Origin of the sequence: Amycolatopsis sp. FU40 (assembly GCF_021903635.1) — a bacterium.
Taxonomy (GTDB): Bacteria; Actinomycetota; Actinomycetes; order Mycobacteriales; family Pseudonocardiaceae; genus Amycolatopsis; species Amycolatopsis dendrobii.
The window spans coordinates 1,903,385-1,919,982 of record NZ_CP091381.1 but is presented as its reverse complement, the minus strand read 5'-3'; the positions used below and the strand labels follow the sequence as shown (position 1 = coordinate 1,919,982).

Here is a 16,598-nt window from a genome sequence, read left to right as displayed (position 1 = left end):
GTCGCCTCTTCACGAAGCCGCCGCGATGTGCACTGAGGACGGTCGCGTCGCGGCGTCGTATGCGGCGCGCGCGCCGGTCGCGCCCATGCCGCTGTCGCGCGCGGGCTCGTAAAGCCGCTCGGGGCCGCCGCCCTGCCATTGGTTGACCCAGGTGACACCGGCCGGGATGCGCGCGGCGGCGGCGATGTGGTCCGGGTCGTCGGTGTAGACCGTCGCCGCGAGGCCGTATTCCGACTGGGAAGCGCGTTCGAGTCCTTCCTCGAACGAGTCCACGACGACGACCGGGGCGACCGGGCCGAAGGTTTCCTCGGTCAGGACCAGCATCGAGTCGTCGACCTCGGTGAGCACGGTCGGCGGGTAGCAGAAACCCTTGCCAGCGGGGACAATCCCGCCGGTGCGGACCTTCGCGCCCTTCCGCACCGCGTCCTCGACGTGCCGGACGACGATGTCCCGCTGCCGCTGGTCGACCAGCGGGCCGAGCACGACGCCCTCGTCGAGACCGTTGCCGACGGGGAAGCTTTCGGCCGCGGCGACGAGCGCCTCGACGAACGGTTCGGCGACGTCACGATGCACGTAGATCCGTTCCATGGACGTGCAAATCTGGCCGGTGTTGATGAACGCGCCGAACGCGACGGCTTGGGCGGTGGCGACCGGATCGACACCGGCGTCGACCACGACCGGGTCCTTGCCGCCCAGTTCCAGGACCGCGCGGTGCAGCCGCTCCCCCGCCGCCGCGCCGACGCGTTTGCCGGTGGCGACCGAACCGGTGAAGTGCACCAGCTGGATCTGCTCGTGCCCGGCGAGCGGGATCCCGGCGCGAGCGTCGCCGAGCACCAGGTTCACCACGCCCGGCGGCAGTTCGGCCAGTTCGAGCAGGCGCACCACCGAAAGCGGCCCGCGTTCGGACGGTTTGAGCACGACGGTGTTCCCCGCGGCCAGCAGCGGGCCGATAGCGGTGAGCACGGCCGTGACGGGGAAGTTCCACGGCGTGATGACCGCGGTCGCGCCGAGCGGATGGCGCAGGATCCGCGTGCGGCCGCCGTCCGGGTGCTCGACGAGTACCTCGAAGTCGTAGGAAAGCGCTTCTTCGGCGGCGGCGCGCAAGCCCGCTGCCGCGCCGTCGAGGAAGGTCCGCCCGATGCCCAAGGGTTTGCCCATCTCCCGGCATTCGAGTTCGGCCAGTTCGTCGGCGTGCGCGGCGATGGCGTCGGCCCAGGCGGTGATCCGCGCGACCCGTTCGCCGACCGGCATCGCCGCCCAGGCGGGGTGCGCCGCGACCGCCGCGGCGACGGCGGCGCCGACGTCCTCGGCAGACCCGGCCGGATGACGGGCGATGACTTCCTCGGTCGCCGGATTGACCAGGTCGAGGAGGACGTCGCCACGCGAGTCCGCCCAGGTGCCGTCGATGAAGTTCCGCAGTGTCCGCATGGGATTCCTCGGTCAGTCGAGCCGGTCGGCCATCAGCTCGCCGGCCATGATCGCGGCGAGGTTGGTGTTGGCCCGGGGAACGGAGGGGAAGATCGACGCGTCGACCACGCGCAGGCGGTCGAAGCCGAGCACCCGGCAGTCGGGATCGACCACGGTGTCGCGGTGCCCGGGGTCGCCCATCCGGCACGTGCTGGTGGCGTGCTGCGAGTCGCCCGCGGTGGCGAGCAGGTGGTCGTCGAGCTCGCTGTCGTTGTCCAGCGCGGCGAACAGCTCCTTGTTCGCGCTCTCCAGCGAACCGCTGAGGATCGGCGCGGTTTCGTCGGCGCGGGCCAGTTCGACCAGCGCCCGCACGCCGGCGCGCAGCCGCGGCAGGTCACGCTCGTCGGAGAGCATTCGCTGGCGCACCAACGGTTGCGCGTCCGGGTCGGCGGAGACGAGGCTGACCTCGCCGCGCGAAAAGTTCTGGTTGAGCCAGACCCCGTACGCGCCCGCACCGGCCCCGGTGTCCGCGAACGCCATGGCGAGCACGCTCTGGTTCATCGAGACGAACATCAGGTCGCCCTCGGGCGAGCCGGCAGCGCTGGTGAAGCGGACGCAGACGTTGGTGTGCCGGTCGTCCGGCGTCTTGATCGCCGCCGCCTCGGTCAGCGGGAGCTGGAGCATCGCGATCGGATGGTCCTGCAGACCGCGGCCGGCCGGCAGGTCCGCGCGGACGTCGATGCCGAGCGACCGCAGCAGGCCCGCGGGTCCCACGCCGGAGCGCTGGAGGATCGCCGGCGTGTGGATGGCGCCCGCGCTCAGCACGACCGTGTCGGCGAGTTCCGTCGTGGCTGTCCCGCCGAGGACTGCGCGGACGCCGATCGCGCGGCTGCCGTCGAAGAGCACCCGGTCGACGAGCGCGTCCCCGCGGATGGTCAGGTCCGGCAGCGCCCGGGCAGGTTCGAGGTAGGCGTCGTTGACCGAAACGCGCCGCCCGGCACGGGAATTGATCGGATACGGCGAGACGCCGGTGGCCTCCGGGGCGTTCACGTCAGGCGCCCAGCCGTATCCCGCCGCGGTCGCCGAGCGGTGCAGCGCGGCGTCGACCGCACCCCAATTCTCTTGTGGTGTGCGATAAATCGGAGTCGGGCCGCCGCGGCCGTGGTAGGGCTCGTCGCCGAAGAGCTCGTCGTCCTCCAGCTTCGCGAAGTACGGCAACACCTCGCTCGGCCCCCAGCCGGGCAGCGCCCAGTCGGCGAAGTCCGCCATCGGCGGGCGGATCGCGATCTGGCCGTTGATCGACGAGCTGCCGCCCACGCCCCGGCCGCGCCAGTACAGCGCCGGCGGCTGCTTGTCCGTCCGAGTAGAGTCCAGGCCCTGCCACACCATGCGTTCGGCCGCCGTCGGGTGCAGCAGCGCGACGATCGGGTTGGGCGAGCGCCACGCCTCGGGCATCTCCGCGGAGCGGTAGTCCGGGCCGGCCTCCAGCAGCAGGACCCGCTTGCCGCGCTCCGCCGAGCGCACCGCCAGTGCCGCTCCCGAGGATCCGGCGCCGACCACGATGAGGTCCCAGCCGCTGTCCGCCATGTGCCTGCTCCTTCGCCGGTCTTCGTGGCGGCTAGGATGCTGCCCGGTGCTACGTTCAGTCAAGAGTGAACGTTCAGTTTTTCCTGAGCTACAGTGAGGTGCCGATGACCGTGCCCGCAGGCGACGACCGGCCCGTCGAGAACGCGCTCGTCGAGGACTTCGGCCTGCGCATCGGCCGGGCGATGGGCTGGCCGCCGATGGCAGGCCGCACGAGCGGCGTGCTGATGCTCAGCGAGAAACCCCTGACCCTCGGCGAACTCCAGGACGCGCTCGACGCGAGCAAGGGGTCGGTGTCCGAGATGACGCGGCTGCTCATGGTCAACGGCGTCGTCGAGCGGGCCAAGAACCCCGGGAGCCGCCAGTTCGTCTACCGCTGGCGCGACGACGCCTGGCTCGGCTGCCTGCAGCACCAGGTGACCGCGACCCGCGAACTGCTCGAACTGGCCGAGAACGCGCAGGAACGCGGGAAGCACCTGGCAGCCGGGCAACGCGGCCGGCTGCGGCAGATGCGCGACTACTACGTCTTCATGACCGAACAGCTCGAAGCGCTCCTGGCCGAGTACGCCCGTCGAACCGAGACCGGCGCCTGACCTGGTCAGCGCCCCTCCTGCCGCACCGCGTCGAAGCCCTGCGGCCGGATGTCCCGTTCCGGGGCGGCTCGCACCGTCCTGGGCTTAAGGTGTGACGGGTGGAGCCATTGACCGCGATCGCCACGATCGCCGCGAAGTACGGCGCTTCCCAGCTGATCCGGGCGCTCACCGGGAACGACGAGCTCAGCGGCCTGGCCTCGGAGCTGCTGGGCGAACTGGTGGCCAGCGAAGACCGCCTCAGCGAGCAGCTGGCCGGGATCGACCGCCAGCTGGAAGAGTTGCTGGACCAGCGGTACACGATCGCGTTGGGCGCCGGTCAGCGGGCATTGCGCGACGCGAGCACCGCACCCGAGCCGACGTCCCGGGCCGCCGAACTGGCCCGTGCCCGTGACTTGTTCCGCGAGGCCGCCGCTGCCGCTTCCGCCAAGTCCCCGCTGCAGATCGCGGTGGCCGAGCGGTATGTGGCGCTGTGCTCCCTCTCCGCGGGCCGACCCGACACCGTGCCCGCGGCGCTGGACACGGTGAACGAGGCGGCGTTCCGGGCGCTGACCGAGGCTCTTCCGCTCTTCGGACCCCGAGCCTATGAGAAGGCCCGGGAACAGGTCCCGCGGCTGGGCCTGCGGGGCAGGCGCGAGGAACGGATCGACACGCTGGGCAGCGATATCGTCGACGCGGTCGACGGCGTGGTGGACCTCGCCCTCAACCTCCTCGCCGAATCCGAGGCCCTGGCGCGCGGGCTCGGCCAGGACCTCGGGCCGGAAATCGACGTGGACCTGCTCCTGCCCGCGGGGTACGAAGACGACGACCGGCTGGCGAGCACCGCGCAGGTGGTCGTCCGGCCGACCGGACCCGGACCGCTGCGGTTCGGCCCGCTGACGGTCGCCTTCGGCGAGCCCACCCCGGTTCCCGGCGTGCGGTCGCCGGCCCCGCCCGATGCCGCGTCCGCCTTGGTCGCCGCCAAGCTCGCGCGGACCGGGCCGCCGGAGCGGCCGCCCGGGTTCGAAGTGGAAGTGCTTGTCCGGTCGGACTTTCCCGTGTCCCCGGCCCTGATCGTGTCGTTGCGGCCCGGGCTGGTCCTTGCGGACGAGGCGATGGCGGAGGTGATGCCCGGACAGCCCGCGTTCACCGGCGTCGCCAGCGGCATGCTCGCCGCGAGGATGCAGGAGATCCGGCTGCCCTTCTTCCGTCCGGACAGGTTCGTCAACGAGTGGACGGTGAACATCAACAACGTGCTGATCTTCCAGTCGTCCGATCGCCAGCTGCACGAGCTGGACAGCGGCGGGCGCTGATGGCGAGCAGGCTGCCCTTGGCCACCGCGAACAGCTGATCAGCCGCGGCGTTGCGCAGCGCCCAGATTCGTCGTGCCACGCTGGTGCGCTCGGTGAGCCGTCCGTCGGAAGCCAGGTGGAACAGCATCCCGGAATTGCTGGCCGCCAGGCAGCCGTCGGCTGTCGGGACGACCCGGCCGACGAGCCTCTCCCCGACATCGACCCGCCACTGCGGACGTCCCACGGCGGAGTCCACCACGGTGTAGCCGCCGCGGAGCTCGGGCAGCCACAGCAACCCTGCTGCTTGTTCCGGTGCCGCAGCCGCGAGGTCGGTCTCGGCCCGTGCGAACTCCCGGACTTGATCGGCCGACAGGACGATCTCAGCCAGTGCGCGTCGGCCGCAGCGAAGCAGGAAACGGCCGGGCCCGGCCTCTGCGACAACGGATCCGGCGTCGTTGTCCGCGAGCGGCTCCGGCAGCCGCCACGCGGACAGTTCCCGGCCGTCGTGCCGATCGATCAAGCGGACCCGGGTGTCTTGTGGCTGGCCGATCAGGAACCCGTTGCCAGCGGGCACGGGCAGCACGGTGCGGATTCGCCGCTCGGTCCCCCAGCGGAGCTGCCCCGTCGCGAGATCGAACGCACGGAGCGGCGTGTAGCCGCGCCAGCCGCCGACGAGCACGACGTTCGCCGAAACGACCAGATGTCCGGAGAAAGCGGGGATGTCCGCGGACCAGATCCGCCTGCCGGTCGCGAGGTCCAAACAGGACAGTCGAGGGTGGTCCTGCGGGATCGCCAGGCAACGATCACCGGCGATGACGACCGCACGCGGCCGCGTGCCGACGGGGACATCCCACCGTACCGAGCCGGCTGCTGGGTCGAGGCTCACGAGCCTGGTGCTGCGCTCGTGGACGATGACCTCGCCGCTTGTCACCGCGAGGCCCGAGGCAACGCCGCGTTGGTGCAGCGGTCGTTCCCATCCGATTTCGATCACAGCGTCAGACCATCACGATCACGTGGCGGCCGGCAACCGCATTCGTCGCGCCGCGGACCAGGTTTCCGTGGCAGCCAGCCGTCTCGGGTGGAGCATGAACCCTTCTGGAGAGTGGTTGCACCCGTCGGTCGCGTTGCGCTGCGCCGACGGGCTTGAATCCGGCTTCGTCGAACCCTGGTCGGCGAAAGCGCTGATGAAGTAACCGAAGTTGCCGTCGTCCAGCGGACCAGCGGTGTCTGCCAGTGCGTCGAAGTAGTCCAAAACCGCGCGAACCTGTCTCACCGAGATCGGATAGCCCTCCGGCATGGACAAATCGTCCATGCCGAGCACGGTCTCCAGGGTGTGATGGCTGGCCCCGGAGGGAAGGTCCACGGACCAGGCCAAGAGTTCGTCCGACTGGCGGAATGCCTCGATCTGCCTCCGACAGCTTGCTCGCTCATGCTCCGGCTCCAGTGGTGGTGTTTCCCCGGGACCGCCTCCCAGAGCGTTCAACGGCCCGGCGAATGCCCCCACCGCGAGCCAGGCCACCCTCCACGGTGTCGGCCGCAGACGAAGACGCCCTGGGACCGGGTTCGCAGGACGCTTCGCCACAGCGACAAGAGATGCCCGCCGCCCAGCGCCGCGGTGCACGGAATCGTCATCGGCGCCTCCCCTGCCCCGCTCCAGGGCAGCGCGGACGCGGAATCCCTCAGATCTCCGCGTCCGTGATCGCCTTCGCTCCAATCTCAGCGCACCTGAACGCCATGACGGCGGATCGATTCCGGCCGGGCAGCCGCCGCTGACACCGCGAGCCGCGCCATTCTGCCGTTCTCATCTCCTGCGAGGCGACCACTCACGACCAGAACCCCCGTCTCGACGCTTGACGCGCTCGACCGGAGTATTCCGGCGGAGTGCGCAGACGCACTCCGCGCATGGTCGTCGATTGTTTCCGGAACTGCACCCCTCGCCGCCAAGGCACGACGTACTGGAATGCCGCTTTGCCGCGAAGCGAAAACCGACCATAATCGAGACAGCGTTCTCGTTCGACAGTTCACTTCACAACGCCATCCCTAATCCGTGATAGCTCCAAGAAAGGAAGCTAAAGCGATGCGCAACATTTTCCGGGTCGCAGCACCGGCCATGCTCGGAGCCATGGGACTCGTCGCGGCGCTCGGCGCCGCGATTCCCGCGTCCGCCGCACAGGAAAGCTCCGCCCCGGGCGCGGAAATCGCCGCCTACAACTGCTCCGCCGGGTATTTCTGCATGTACAGCGGCTGGAACGGCGGCGGAGCACGCTGCCAGTACCGGGACAACACGCCGAACACAGCCGACCGCTGCTCGTTCATCCGGCAGGGCAAGAACGTGCTCTCGGTCTGGAACGGCAACGGCAAGAAGGCGACCTACTACACCGGAACCAACTACCACCATCGGGTCGGCAGCACCAAACCCGGGCACGGCGGCAATCTTCAGGGTTCCTATCAAATACGTTCGATAAAGTTCTGAGATCACCCGAACGAGCCGGTTGGTTGCGAGTCGGACTCCGGCCGACCGGCCCGTTCCGGAATTCGTGAAAAATGCATTTTCTCGCTTCGCAAAGGCTGCGAATTCCGGGACCTGGCTACGGTTGCGCAGCATTCGGCTAGCCGGACCCGAGCCGGGCGAAGGGTCACCGGGCAGCAGTAGTCAGCTCACCCCGCGAAGCGACCTTCAGCTTCCGCAGCACGCTGGCAACGTGTTGCTCCACCGTGCGGCGCGAAAGGAACAGCACCTCGGCGATCTCCCGGTTCGTATGACCATCCGCCAGCAAACGCGCGACGTCCTGCTCTCGAGGGGACAGCTCGTTGCCATAACCGCGTCTGCCGCGCCGGGACGGGGCTACTGCGCCGGTCGCACGGTGCGTGTGGCGGCAGCGGGCGGCGGCCCGGGTCGCGCCTAGATCCGCGAATTCCTCTGCCAGCGCTGGGAAAGCATCCGCGGCACCCGGTTCGCCCATCGCTAGTTTGCTTCGCGCTTGCTGTTCTCTGGCCAAAGCAGCGGGATACGGGGCGGGCAGGCGGTCGTAGCCGTCGGCTGCTTCGTGGAAGAATTTCGCTGCGCAAGAGTGGTCGTGGCGGTGCAGGGAAAGGACGCCTTGGCAAAAGAGCAGCGAGACGGCTGCCAGCGGGGCATCGAGGTCGCGGATCTTCTGGGCGGCCTCGCCGATCAGTGCGGCGGCGGCTCCGGTGCGGCCGATGCGGCAGCAGGACTCGACGGCGACCGGCAGCAGTTCGCCGGACCAGGACCAGGCTCCCTTGGCGCGCAACAAGTCCAGTCCGAGGCCGGCGCGGGCTGCGGCTGCTTCGTCGTCGGAGTGCGACAGCAGCATGCTCGCGATTCCGGCGTGTGCGGCGAGCACTACCGGGGTCACCGCGTTTTCCGGTTCGTCGGGGCCGACCGCGGCGAAATGGGCGGTGGCTCGGTCCCATTCTCCCCTGGCGGTCGCCAGCAGGCCCAGCACCAGGGAGAGTTCGCCGCTCATCGGAAGCAGTTGCCGGTATTCGGCCAGCAGCGAGCGGGCCTTGTCGTCGAGGCCGGCCCATTTGCCGGTGAGCCAGTCCGCGTGGACGCCGGTGGAGCGTGCGATGCCGATCAGGTAGGGCGCGGCGCAGTTCGAGGCGAGTTCGATCGCGCTGCGCACCAGGCTGCCCGCGCGTCGGTGGTGGCCGATCCACGCGCACGCGTCGGCGACGTTGGCGTGCAGCCGGGCCAGTTGGCGTTGCTGTTCGGGCGACGAGACCGCGGTCGGGACGGAATCCATCGCTGCCAAGGCGCCGGGGTCGCCGAGCTGGAGCCGGGACGGGAGGCAGCTTGCCAGGAGGGTCAGGACGAGGGTGCGGTCGGTCGTGTTCGCGATGACCTCGTCCGCCCGGTCCAGCCAGCGCAGGTGCTCGGCGACCGGGGTGGCGCCGAACCACGGCTGGCCCAGCACCGCGACGCCGCGGCCGGCTAGATCGGGGCGGTGGCCGAGGTCGTGCACGGCGAGTTCGATCTGGGTGCGCGCCGCTTCGATGCTGCCGGCCTGGCGGATCAGCAGCAGGCCGCGGCTGAGGCGGATCTGGCCGCGGTGTGTGCGGGACAGCCGGTCGTCGGACAGCAGGCGTTCCAGTGCGCCTGCTACCTCGTGTTGGGCGGTGCCGTAATTGGCCAGTTCGCTCAGTTTCACGGCCATTCGGTCTACATCGGACGAATCGAGGCCCGGTTCCGAGAGCAGGGTGCACAGCAGGTCTGTCGCGGTGGAGAGGTCGCCGGCCGAGGTCGCGGCGGCTGCGGCGGCCTCGCCGTAGCGTCGCGCGTCGGCTGGCGCGCCTGCCTTTCGGCTGTGCTGAGCCAGCTGGGCGTACTGCACCGGGATCTCGTCGCGGAGCAGGGAAAGGGCGCGTCTGTGCAGTTCTTGCCTGTGTGGGCCTGGGATGGCGTCGTACACCGCTTGTCGCGCAAGGGTGTGCCGGAAGCCGTAGTGGAAGTCCGCCAGTTCGACCAGTGCCTGGCGTTCAAGGGCGAGCACGAGAGCTTGTCTCGCCCGCGGTGGCGGCAGCCCGGCCAACGCGCCGAGGAGGCGCGCGGACGCGGGCACGCCGAGCACTGCGGCGGTCTCCGTGATCCGTCTCGCGGGCACCGGAAGAGCGGAAAGCTGTTCGAGCGCGGCTTCGCGGAGGCGCGCGGGCACGGCGACGCTGTCGAGGACGCGGCGCGCGGTCATGCGGTCGGCGTTCGCGGCCGACTGCGGGTCCAGCGTGCGCACGGTTTCCTCGATGACGAACGGGATGCCGGCGGTGCGTTCACGCAGCTCCGCGGTGAACTCGGCGGACACACTGGCGCCGAGCAGGTCGCTGGCGAGCAACCCGGTCTGTTCGGTGTCGAGGGGTCGCAGTTCCAGGACCAGGTTCGTCGCGGCGGGCGCGGGACGGAAGGCGCTGCCGAGCGGGAGGCCGCCCGGTGCCTCCGCTCCGCGGCAGGTGAGCAGCAGGCTGGTCTTCCGAGGCGGCTCGGCCAGGAGAAACCGCAGCAGCCGGCGCGATCCGTCGTCACACCAGTGCAGGTCTTCGACGACCAGCAGCACCGGTCCGAGGGCGTCGAGCACTTCGCGGACCGCACGGAAGAGCCGATGCTGGTCGGCTCGGCGGTCGCCCAGCGAGGGAGGTGCAGCGGGCAGGTATGCGCCGAGTTCGGGCAGGTACGGGCGGAGTGCGCCGGTGACTCCGTTGAGCGGGCGCGCGTCGGGCAGGTAGCGGCCGGCGTCGCGCAGGGCTTCGAGCACCGCGCCGTACGGGAACGGCTCGCGCATCGCCTGCCCGCACCCGGTGAGGACCCGGCGTCCGGTCAGCTCGTCGTGCCGGAGCAATTCCGTGACCAGCCGGGTCTTTCCGACGCCTGCCTCGCCCTCGACCAGCACGATCGACGGCGGCCGGAGGCCGGCCGCGACCAGCGAGCGCAGTTCCTCGGCCCGGCCGACGAGCACGGTGGCGTCCGCCGCGGCGTCGTCGCGCACCATGGCCTCCCGATTCCGGAAAAAGCGGCACAGCACCCAAATCGTCCTGTCGTGTGAACGGAGTTTAGGTCGCGGCGGGTGCTCACGGAACCCGCACGGCCGGTTACCGGACTTTCGTAGGACGGGCGGCGGCAGGCCAATAGTTACGTAGTCCTACGGACCGCAGCCTCGCTTGTTCGGAGCGGGCGGGCAGCCGAAGAGTGGTGGCGCTGTGGCTCTCCGTCACAGGAAATCGAGACGTTTCGGGGTGAGTTCCAGATGCGCGGAAAGGCAACGACGGCCTTGGCGCTCGCCGTGTTCGGCGCGGCGGCGCTGGGCACGGCGGGCGCGGCACAGGCGGCCGAGGGTACCGTGGCAGCGGCCAAACAGCACTACGGCGACCAGTACATCGTGGTGCTCAAGGACGCTTACGGCGGGCAGTCCTCGGCGGCTTCGCTCACGCAGCGTTACGGCGGTGAGGTCCGCTCGACCTATTCGGTCGCGCTCCGCGGGTTCTCCGTGCGCGGGATGACCGACCAGCAGGCGCGCCGGCTCGCCGCCGATCCGGCCGTGCGCACCGTCTACGAGGACGGCACGGCCAGGATCGCGGGCAGCCAGCAGAACCCGACCTGGGGACTCGACCGGATCGACCAGAAAAACCTGCCGCTCGACCACGCGTACGCCTACCCCAACGCAGGCGAGGGCGTCACCGCTTACGACCTCGACACCGGGATCAAGCCGGACAACCCGGAGTACGAGGGGCGCGCGAGCGTCGGCAAGGACTTCGTCGGCGGCGACGGCATCGACTGCAACGGGCACGGTTCGCACACCGCGGGCACGATCGGCAGCAAGACCTACGGCGTGGCGAAGAAGGTGAAGATCGTCGCGCTCAAGGTGCTCGGCAACGACTGTTCCGGCAACGGCCCGGACTCCGCGGCGGTGGACGCGATGGAGTGGGTCACCGCGAACGCGGCCAAGCCCGCCGTGGCGAACATGAGCCTGACCATGGACCAGGTCGGGGTCGGCGACGACGCGATCAAGAAGTCCATCGCCTCCGGCGTCGTCTACTCCGTCGCCGCCGGGAACTCCTCGACCGACGCGTGCAACACCAGCCCGGCGCGCGTGCCGGAGGCGATCACGGTGAACGCCTCCGACGAGAACGACAACCGGGCGTCGTTCTCGAACTACGGCTCCTGCACTGACATTTTCGCGCCGGGCAACAACATCACGTCCCTCGGGCTGTCGAGCGGCAGCACGGCGAACATGAGCGGGACGTCGATGGCCACGCCGCACGTCACCGGCGCGGCGGCGCTCTACCTCGCCGCCAACCCGGGCGCCACCGCGCAGCAGACGCAGGACGCCCTGGTGTCCGGCGCGGTCGACGGCATGGTCAAGAACGCGGGCAGCGGTTCGCCGAACAAACTGCTGAACGTCTCGTTCATCGGCGGCACCGGGCCCGCCCCGAAGTGCGGCGTCAAGTCGAACACCGCCCCGGTGGCCATTCCGGACGCCGGTGCCGCGGTGACCAGTTCGGTGACCCAGGACAGCTGCGACGGCAAGGCGGCGGCGACGCTTCCGGTGAAGGTCGACATCGCCCACACCTACACCGCGGACCTCGCGGTGGACCTCGTCGGCCCGAGCGGAAAGGTGTACTCGCTGCGCAAATCCGGCGGAATCGGCGAGGCGACCGGCGTGCACGCCACCTACACCGTGGACGCCTCCGCGGAAACGGCGAACGGCACGTGGAAGCTGAGCGTCAAGGACGTCAACCGGTTCGACACCGGTTCGATCGAAGGATTCTCGATCACCTTCTGACCGGAAAACGGTGCGCCGCGGTCCTGCTGGCCGCGGCGCACCGTGCGGTCACCGGACCGTGAGGGTGTAAGTGGCGTTGCCGGTCTTGCCGTTCGCGTCGGTGGCGGTAACGGTGATCGGGTACGTGCCCGCCTGGAACGGGGCGAGCACCTGCATCGTCGAACTGCCGCCGGAGGAGACGGTCTGCGGGGTGAAGAACGGGGCGATCGGCAGCCCCGAACCGGACGCGGACAGTTTGAGCGAGCCCGTCCCGCCGGTCGCCGACACGGTCACGTTGCTGAACGAACCCGCTCCGGCCGAGCCGCTTCCGGGCGTCACGGTGACCTTGACGTCACCGGTCGGGGCGCCCTTGCCGACGGTCAGCGTGAGCTTCGCGGTGGCGGTGTCCGTGGCGCCCTTGCCGGAAATCGTTACGGGGTAAGAACCTTCGGGAGTGCTGGCCGCGGTTTCGATGGTCAGCTTGGCAGCGTCGCCCGAAGTGATGCTGGCGGGCTGGAAGGTGGCTTTCGCGCCGCTGGGGAGCCCGGACGCGGTGAGATCGACCTTCTCGGCGCCGTTCTTTCCTGCTTGGCTGGTGACTGTGGTCGAGATGTACTTGCCCGGATCGACCTGGACCGAACCGGGGCTGACGCCGAGGGAGAAGCTGTCGTTGCCGACGTTCCCGATCTGCTCGGCGACCCAGTCCCCCATGTCGTTGTCGAGCCTGCCGTAGACGCTGTACCACTTGAAGTCGCTGCGGCTCCACGACGCGACGCCGGCCACCTTGCCGTCCACGATCAGCGGGCCGCCGCTGTCGCCGGGCAGGATCGTCGGGTCGCCGTTGGAGTAGCCGGCGCAGATCATCGTGGCGTCCTGGAAACCGGCTCCGACGCCCTGGCAGTTCGAGCCCTCGCGGATCGGCAGGGTGGCTTTGTCGACGGTGACGTCCCGCGAGTCGTCGTTGAAGTCCTTCTTGCCGTACCCCACGCCGACGCCGTTCTTGCCGGGTTTGCTGAGTTCGGTGTCGGCGGAGGTGGCCACCTTGGCGTACTGGCCGTTCGGCACCGGGATGTCCGCGTCCGTCGTGACGATCGCGACGTCGTAGCCCTGGTCGAAGTTCACGTATTTGGGGTGGGTCTCGTAGCTGACGACGCCGAGCCGGGTCCCGCCGCTCGCGTTCAGGTCGTCGAGGCCGTACAGGAACGTCTTCTTCCCCTCGGCGGCCTTGCAGTGCGCCGCGATGAGGATCTTGCGCGGCGCGACGACCGAGCCGGTGCAGGTCTGGCCCTGCGGACGCGTGCCGCCCTCGCGCAGGCCCGCGATGATGAACGGGAACTCCGCGACCGAGCTGTCCTGCCCGTGGTAGAACTGCGGCCGCATGGCGGGCGGGATGTGCGTGTCGCCGGTCGGGGCCACCGCGGTGGCGTCCGGGGCCGCTGCCCGTGCTGTTCCGTGGAGGAGCGGGGCGGAGAGGACGGCCAGCCCGGCGGCCAGCAAGCCCAGCGTCCGGTGGGGTCTATTCACGGAGGTTTCCTTTCCTGGGACGGGAAAGTCACCTTCCGACGGCCGGGCAGGCGGTAGCAATCCGGGAACCGGACCGTATGGGTACGGATCTATCTCGGCGCGGTGCGGTGATCGGCAGCGCGACGCCGGGCAGCCGACCCCCCGGAATATTCCTGGCGGACCCTAAATCCCGCTCAACCGAGCCTAAGCAATCCTCAAGTTTTCGGCCGTCGGCTCCCGGGCGGCATAGAGTAACGGGATCGGACCATGAGGGAGAACAATCGGCAGAGGGGGAAATCATGCTGGAAGCATTCGTCATTCTGGGCGGGGTCGTCATCGTTCTGCTCGCGGCGGGGCTGATCGCGGCCGCCAAGGATGTCGGCCGCAAGGGGCAGCCGACCGCCGCCCGCCGGGGCAAGCGGGGCGCGGTCCGGCCGGGAGGCGCCCAGCGTGGGTACGTGTTCTTCAGCCAGCCGTGGAGCTGACGGCTGCGCGCGTCAGTCCCTCCCGGCGTGGACGAGCTTTTCGGCCAGCAGCCGGGGATTGGTGAAGACCGCCTCGTGACTGCCGGGCAATCGCACCAGCCGGTGGAGGCCGAGCCGTCCGGACATCCGCGGGTGCCAGCCCCAATCGCCGGGCGGGAGCGCGGTGTCGTCGGTGCCGTTCAGGTAGCTCTTGGGGATCTCCAGCCCGGCGAATCTCGGCAGCTCAAGGCGGTCGAGGAAAGGCTGGTACGGCGTCGGCGACAGGTGCTGGTAGGCGGCCGTCGCGGTGTCGAGGTCGGCGTCCTGGATGAACGCCTCCCGCCAGATCGGGAACGGCAACGTCACGGTGTTGTCGCCCGACTCGCGGGCCAGGCGGGCGAACAATTCGCGGTAGCGCGGCGGGAGATCTTCCTCGACGCGGGTGCCCGGCAGCGGCACGAACGCGTTCCAGAAGACCAGGCGGCGCAGTCGTTCCGGGATCTCTTCGGCGACTCGCGCGATCACGGTTCCGCCGAAGCTGTGGCCGACCAGCACGACGTCCGCGAGTTCATTGTCCACAATGAACCGTTGGACGGACCGGACGCAGTCGTCGTGGCTGACTGCTTTGTCCGCGCCCTTGCCGTGACCGGCGACAGTGGGGTTATAGGCGACGTGACCGAGTTCTTTCAGCCGGGGAACGACTGCGTCCCAGGCAGACCATCGTGCCAGGAGCCGTGCACGAGAACGAATGTGGTCATGATGGGGCCTTCGTTTGTCGGTGGCGGCAGAGGACCGCAAGAAGCTGTACGAAATGCGTCGCGTTAATGCTCTCGGAAATTCGTTTTCGCCGCGGCGAGATCAAATCGTTGCGGTTCGCAGGCTAGCGCGCTGGCGCGGGACCGGTCCCCAGGCCGAGCAGCGCATCCGTCGCCTCGTCCGGTAATCGATGGGAGGCGTCGTCCGGTTCCGGTAGGTTGTCGGATATCTCGGTGCACCGGGAACGACGACCCCCAAAGAGCGGGTCCGGTACGAGGGGAATCAGATGCACAAGGGTGTTGTCCTGTCCGCCTGCCGCACAGCCGCGGCGCTCGCCGCTGTCGGCGGGTTGGCGGCGTGTTCGTCGCAGCCGGCCGCGGCTCCGTCGGAAACCACCGCAGCGCGCGCCGAGGTCTTCGGCGCGGCCGGCTATCGCGGCATCGCTCCGGGGATGGCCAAGGAAGCGGCGCTCGCCACCGGGAAGCTCGCGAACGCGCCGGTGTCGATGCTGGACGGCTGCACGGTCCTGAGCTGGCAGGGCGGTCCCGCGCCGGACCAGGCCAGACTCGCGGCCGAGGCCGAGGCACAGCGGAAGGCCGACGATCTCTACGCCAAGTCCGACGCGGCGGACCACGACGCGAAGCAGAACACGGGCCGATCCGCCGCGGAGTTGGCCAAAGCGGCCGCCAAGGACGCGGAGGCGGCCCAGCTGGCGGCCGACTCCGCGCAGGCGAGCGTCGCGCTGGCGGGCAAGCGGGAAGAGCGCGACAAGGCGTTCGCCGCGGCCGGTGGCGCCTCGTTCGGCAAGAACGGCTTGCACGAACTGGGCGCGCCGCCCGACGCCAAGACCGCGGAGGGCATCGGCGTCGGATCGTCGCTGGCGGATCTGCACAAGGCGTACGACGCGCGCGGCCTGAAGCTCGGCGAGGCCGGGCGGTTCGAGCTGCCCATCGCGGAGAAGCCGGGCTGGCGATTCGAGTTCACCCCTGCCGCCAACGGCACTGTCGGCGGCGTGGCGATCTCCGACGGCGTCCTGAAATGCCGCTGACGTCTCGCGCAACCTGAGTCCCCAGTGGACGGATGAAGGCCTCCTTGCCGTTGCGAGCAAGGAGGCTTTCGTTTTCGCGGCAGGGGCCTTCGCGACCGCACTTCGCGCTTCGCTAAAACGCCTGAACAATTCATGCTAATCAGAGTAATATCCGGGTATGAGATTTTTCAGCAGGATCGGAACGGTTGCCGCGGCGGCCACGGTTCTCACCGGAATGACAGCCCTGCAGATGACCCTTGTCGGCATAGGCAACATCACGGACTTCGCGACAAATCAGGAATTCGTCCGGCACGTACTCGCAATGGACACTACATTTCAGTCGCCGAACATGATGTGGCGCGCCATCACCAGCCCCGGCCTGGCTGACGCCGCCTATATTGCCATCATCGCATGGGAACTGCTCACCGCATTGGCGCTCGTCGCCGGGTTCGCCGCATGGATGCGGGCTCACCTGGCCGGTCGACCGCCGACAACGGCGAAACAGCTGTCCAACGTCGGCTGGGTGATGCAGTTGACGCTTTTCGGGGTCGGTTTCATCGCGATCGGCGGAGAATGGTTTCAAATGTGGCAATCGAGCAAGTGGAACGGGCTGCAGCCCGCCGTGCACAACCTCATTATCGCCTCGTTCGGCCTCGTGCTCACCCATCTCGCCGCGAAAGGTTCACTGCGCGCGGCGGACGTACCGGATGACAGTTCCAGTTGAC

14 protein-coding genes are annotated in these 16,598 nt (G+C 69.4%); 7 read left to right on the top strand and 7 right to left on the bottom strand.

Going from position 1 to position 16,598, the window contains the following annotated elements; genetic code table 11:
* Window positions 1-9: 9 nt before the first annotated feature.
* Window positions 10-1,428 carry an aldehyde dehydrogenase gene (locus tag L3Q65_RS09735; protein WP_237599392.1) on the bottom strand — a complete coding sequence of 473 codons (1,419 nt, stop codon included), beginning with the start codon at window positions 1,426-1,428 and terminating at the stop codon, window positions 10-12.
* Between the two features lie 12 nt (window positions 1,429-1,440).
* Window positions 1,441-2,994 carry a GMC family oxidoreductase gene (locus L3Q65_RS09730; RefSeq protein ID WP_237599391.1) on the bottom strand — a complete coding sequence of 518 codons (1,554 nt, stop codon included), beginning with the start codon at window positions 2,992-2,994 and terminating at the stop codon, window positions 1,441-1,443.
* Between the two features lie 104 nt (window positions 2,995-3,098).
* Here L3Q65_RS09730 and L3Q65_RS09725 point away from each other — a divergent pair, with 104 nt between their 5' ends.
* Window positions 3,099-3,584, top strand: coding sequence for a GbsR/MarR family transcriptional regulator (locus tag L3Q65_RS09725; RefSeq protein ID WP_182894927.1), 486 nt, complete (start codon window positions 3,099-3,101; stop codon window positions 3,582-3,584).
* A gap of 98 nt (window positions 3,585-3,682) precedes the next feature.
* Window positions 3,683-4,873, top strand: a complete 1,191-nt coding sequence (locus L3Q65_RS09720) for a hypothetical protein (RefSeq protein WP_182894928.1) — start codon at window positions 3,683-3,685, stop codon at window positions 4,871-4,873.
* Here the strand turns inward: L3Q65_RS09720 and L3Q65_RS09715 are convergent.
* Window positions 4,806-5,843, bottom strand: a complete 1,038-nt coding sequence (locus L3Q65_RS09715) for a PQQ-binding-like beta-propeller repeat protein (protein ID WP_182894929.1) — start codon at window positions 5,841-5,843, stop codon at window positions 4,806-4,808. The two genes, L3Q65_RS09720 and L3Q65_RS09715, sit on opposite strands and share 68 nt — an antisense overlap.
* An 18-nt stretch (window positions 5,844-5,861) precedes the next feature.
* Window positions 5,862-6,371: a hypothetical protein gene (locus L3Q65_RS09710; protein WP_182894930.1), complete on the bottom strand. Its 510-nt coding sequence runs from the start codon at window positions 6,369-6,371 to the stop codon at window positions 5,862-5,864.
* A 558-nt stretch (window positions 6,372-6,929) separates the two neighbouring features.
* Between L3Q65_RS09710 and L3Q65_RS09705 the strand changes: the two genes are divergently transcribed.
* Window positions 6,930-7,325 (top strand): peptidase inhibitor family I36 protein, encoded by a 396-nt coding sequence (locus L3Q65_RS09705; RefSeq protein ID WP_182894931.1) that lies wholly within the window; start codon window positions 6,930-6,932, stop codon window positions 7,323-7,325.
* A gap of 163 nt (window positions 7,326-7,488) precedes the next feature.
* Here L3Q65_RS09705 and L3Q65_RS09700 read toward each other — a convergent pair whose 3' ends face one another.
* Complete coding sequence (locus L3Q65_RS09700) at window positions 7,489-10,350, bottom strand: AAA family ATPase (RefSeq protein WP_237599390.1); 2,862 nt, start codon at window positions 10,348-10,350, stop codon at window positions 7,489-7,491.
* 258 nt (window positions 10,351-10,608) lie between these two features.
* On the opposite strand from L3Q65_RS09700, the gene L3Q65_RS09695 reads away from it, so the two are divergent.
* Window positions 10,609-12,144, top strand: a complete 1,536-nt coding sequence (locus L3Q65_RS09695) for a S8 family serine peptidase (RefSeq protein ID WP_182894932.1) — start codon at window positions 10,609-10,611, stop codon at window positions 12,142-12,144.
* Between the two features lie 48 nt (window positions 12,145-12,192).
* On the opposite strand, the gene L3Q65_RS09690 is transcribed toward L3Q65_RS09695, so the two are convergent.
* Window positions 12,193-13,647, bottom strand: coding sequence for a trypsin-like serine protease (locus L3Q65_RS09690; protein WP_370648181.1), 1,455 nt, complete (start codon window positions 13,645-13,647; stop codon window positions 12,193-12,195).
* A gap of 278 nt (window positions 13,648-13,925) precedes the next feature.
* On the opposite strand from L3Q65_RS09690, the gene L3Q65_RS09685 reads away from it, so the two are divergent.
* Entirely contained in the window at window positions 13,926-14,111 is a 186-nt protein-coding gene (locus L3Q65_RS09685) for a hypothetical protein (RefSeq protein ID WP_237599389.1), read from the top strand.
* Window positions 14,112-14,123: 12 nt separating this feature from the next.
* On the opposite strand, the gene L3Q65_RS09680 is transcribed toward L3Q65_RS09685, so the two are convergent.
* On the bottom strand, window positions 14,124-14,888 hold the full coding sequence (locus L3Q65_RS09680; protein WP_237599388.1) for an alpha/beta fold hydrolase: 765 nt from the start codon (window positions 14,886-14,888) through the stop codon (window positions 14,124-14,126).
* A gap of 244 nt (window positions 14,889-15,132) precedes the next feature.
* On the opposite strand from L3Q65_RS09680, the gene L3Q65_RS09675 reads away from it, so the two are divergent.
* Together L3Q65_RS09675 and L3Q65_RS09670 are read left to right on the top strand one after the other, a co-directional pair.
* Window positions 15,133-15,894: a hypothetical protein gene (locus L3Q65_RS09675; RefSeq protein WP_237599387.1), complete on the top strand. Its 762-nt coding sequence runs from the start codon at window positions 15,133-15,135 to the stop codon at window positions 15,892-15,894.
* 157 nt (window positions 15,895-16,051) lie between these two features.
* Entirely contained in the window at window positions 16,052-16,597 is a 546-nt protein-coding gene (locus tag L3Q65_RS09670) for a DUF2165 domain-containing protein (protein ID WP_237599386.1), read from the top strand.
* Window position 16,598: the final 1 nt, after the last annotated feature.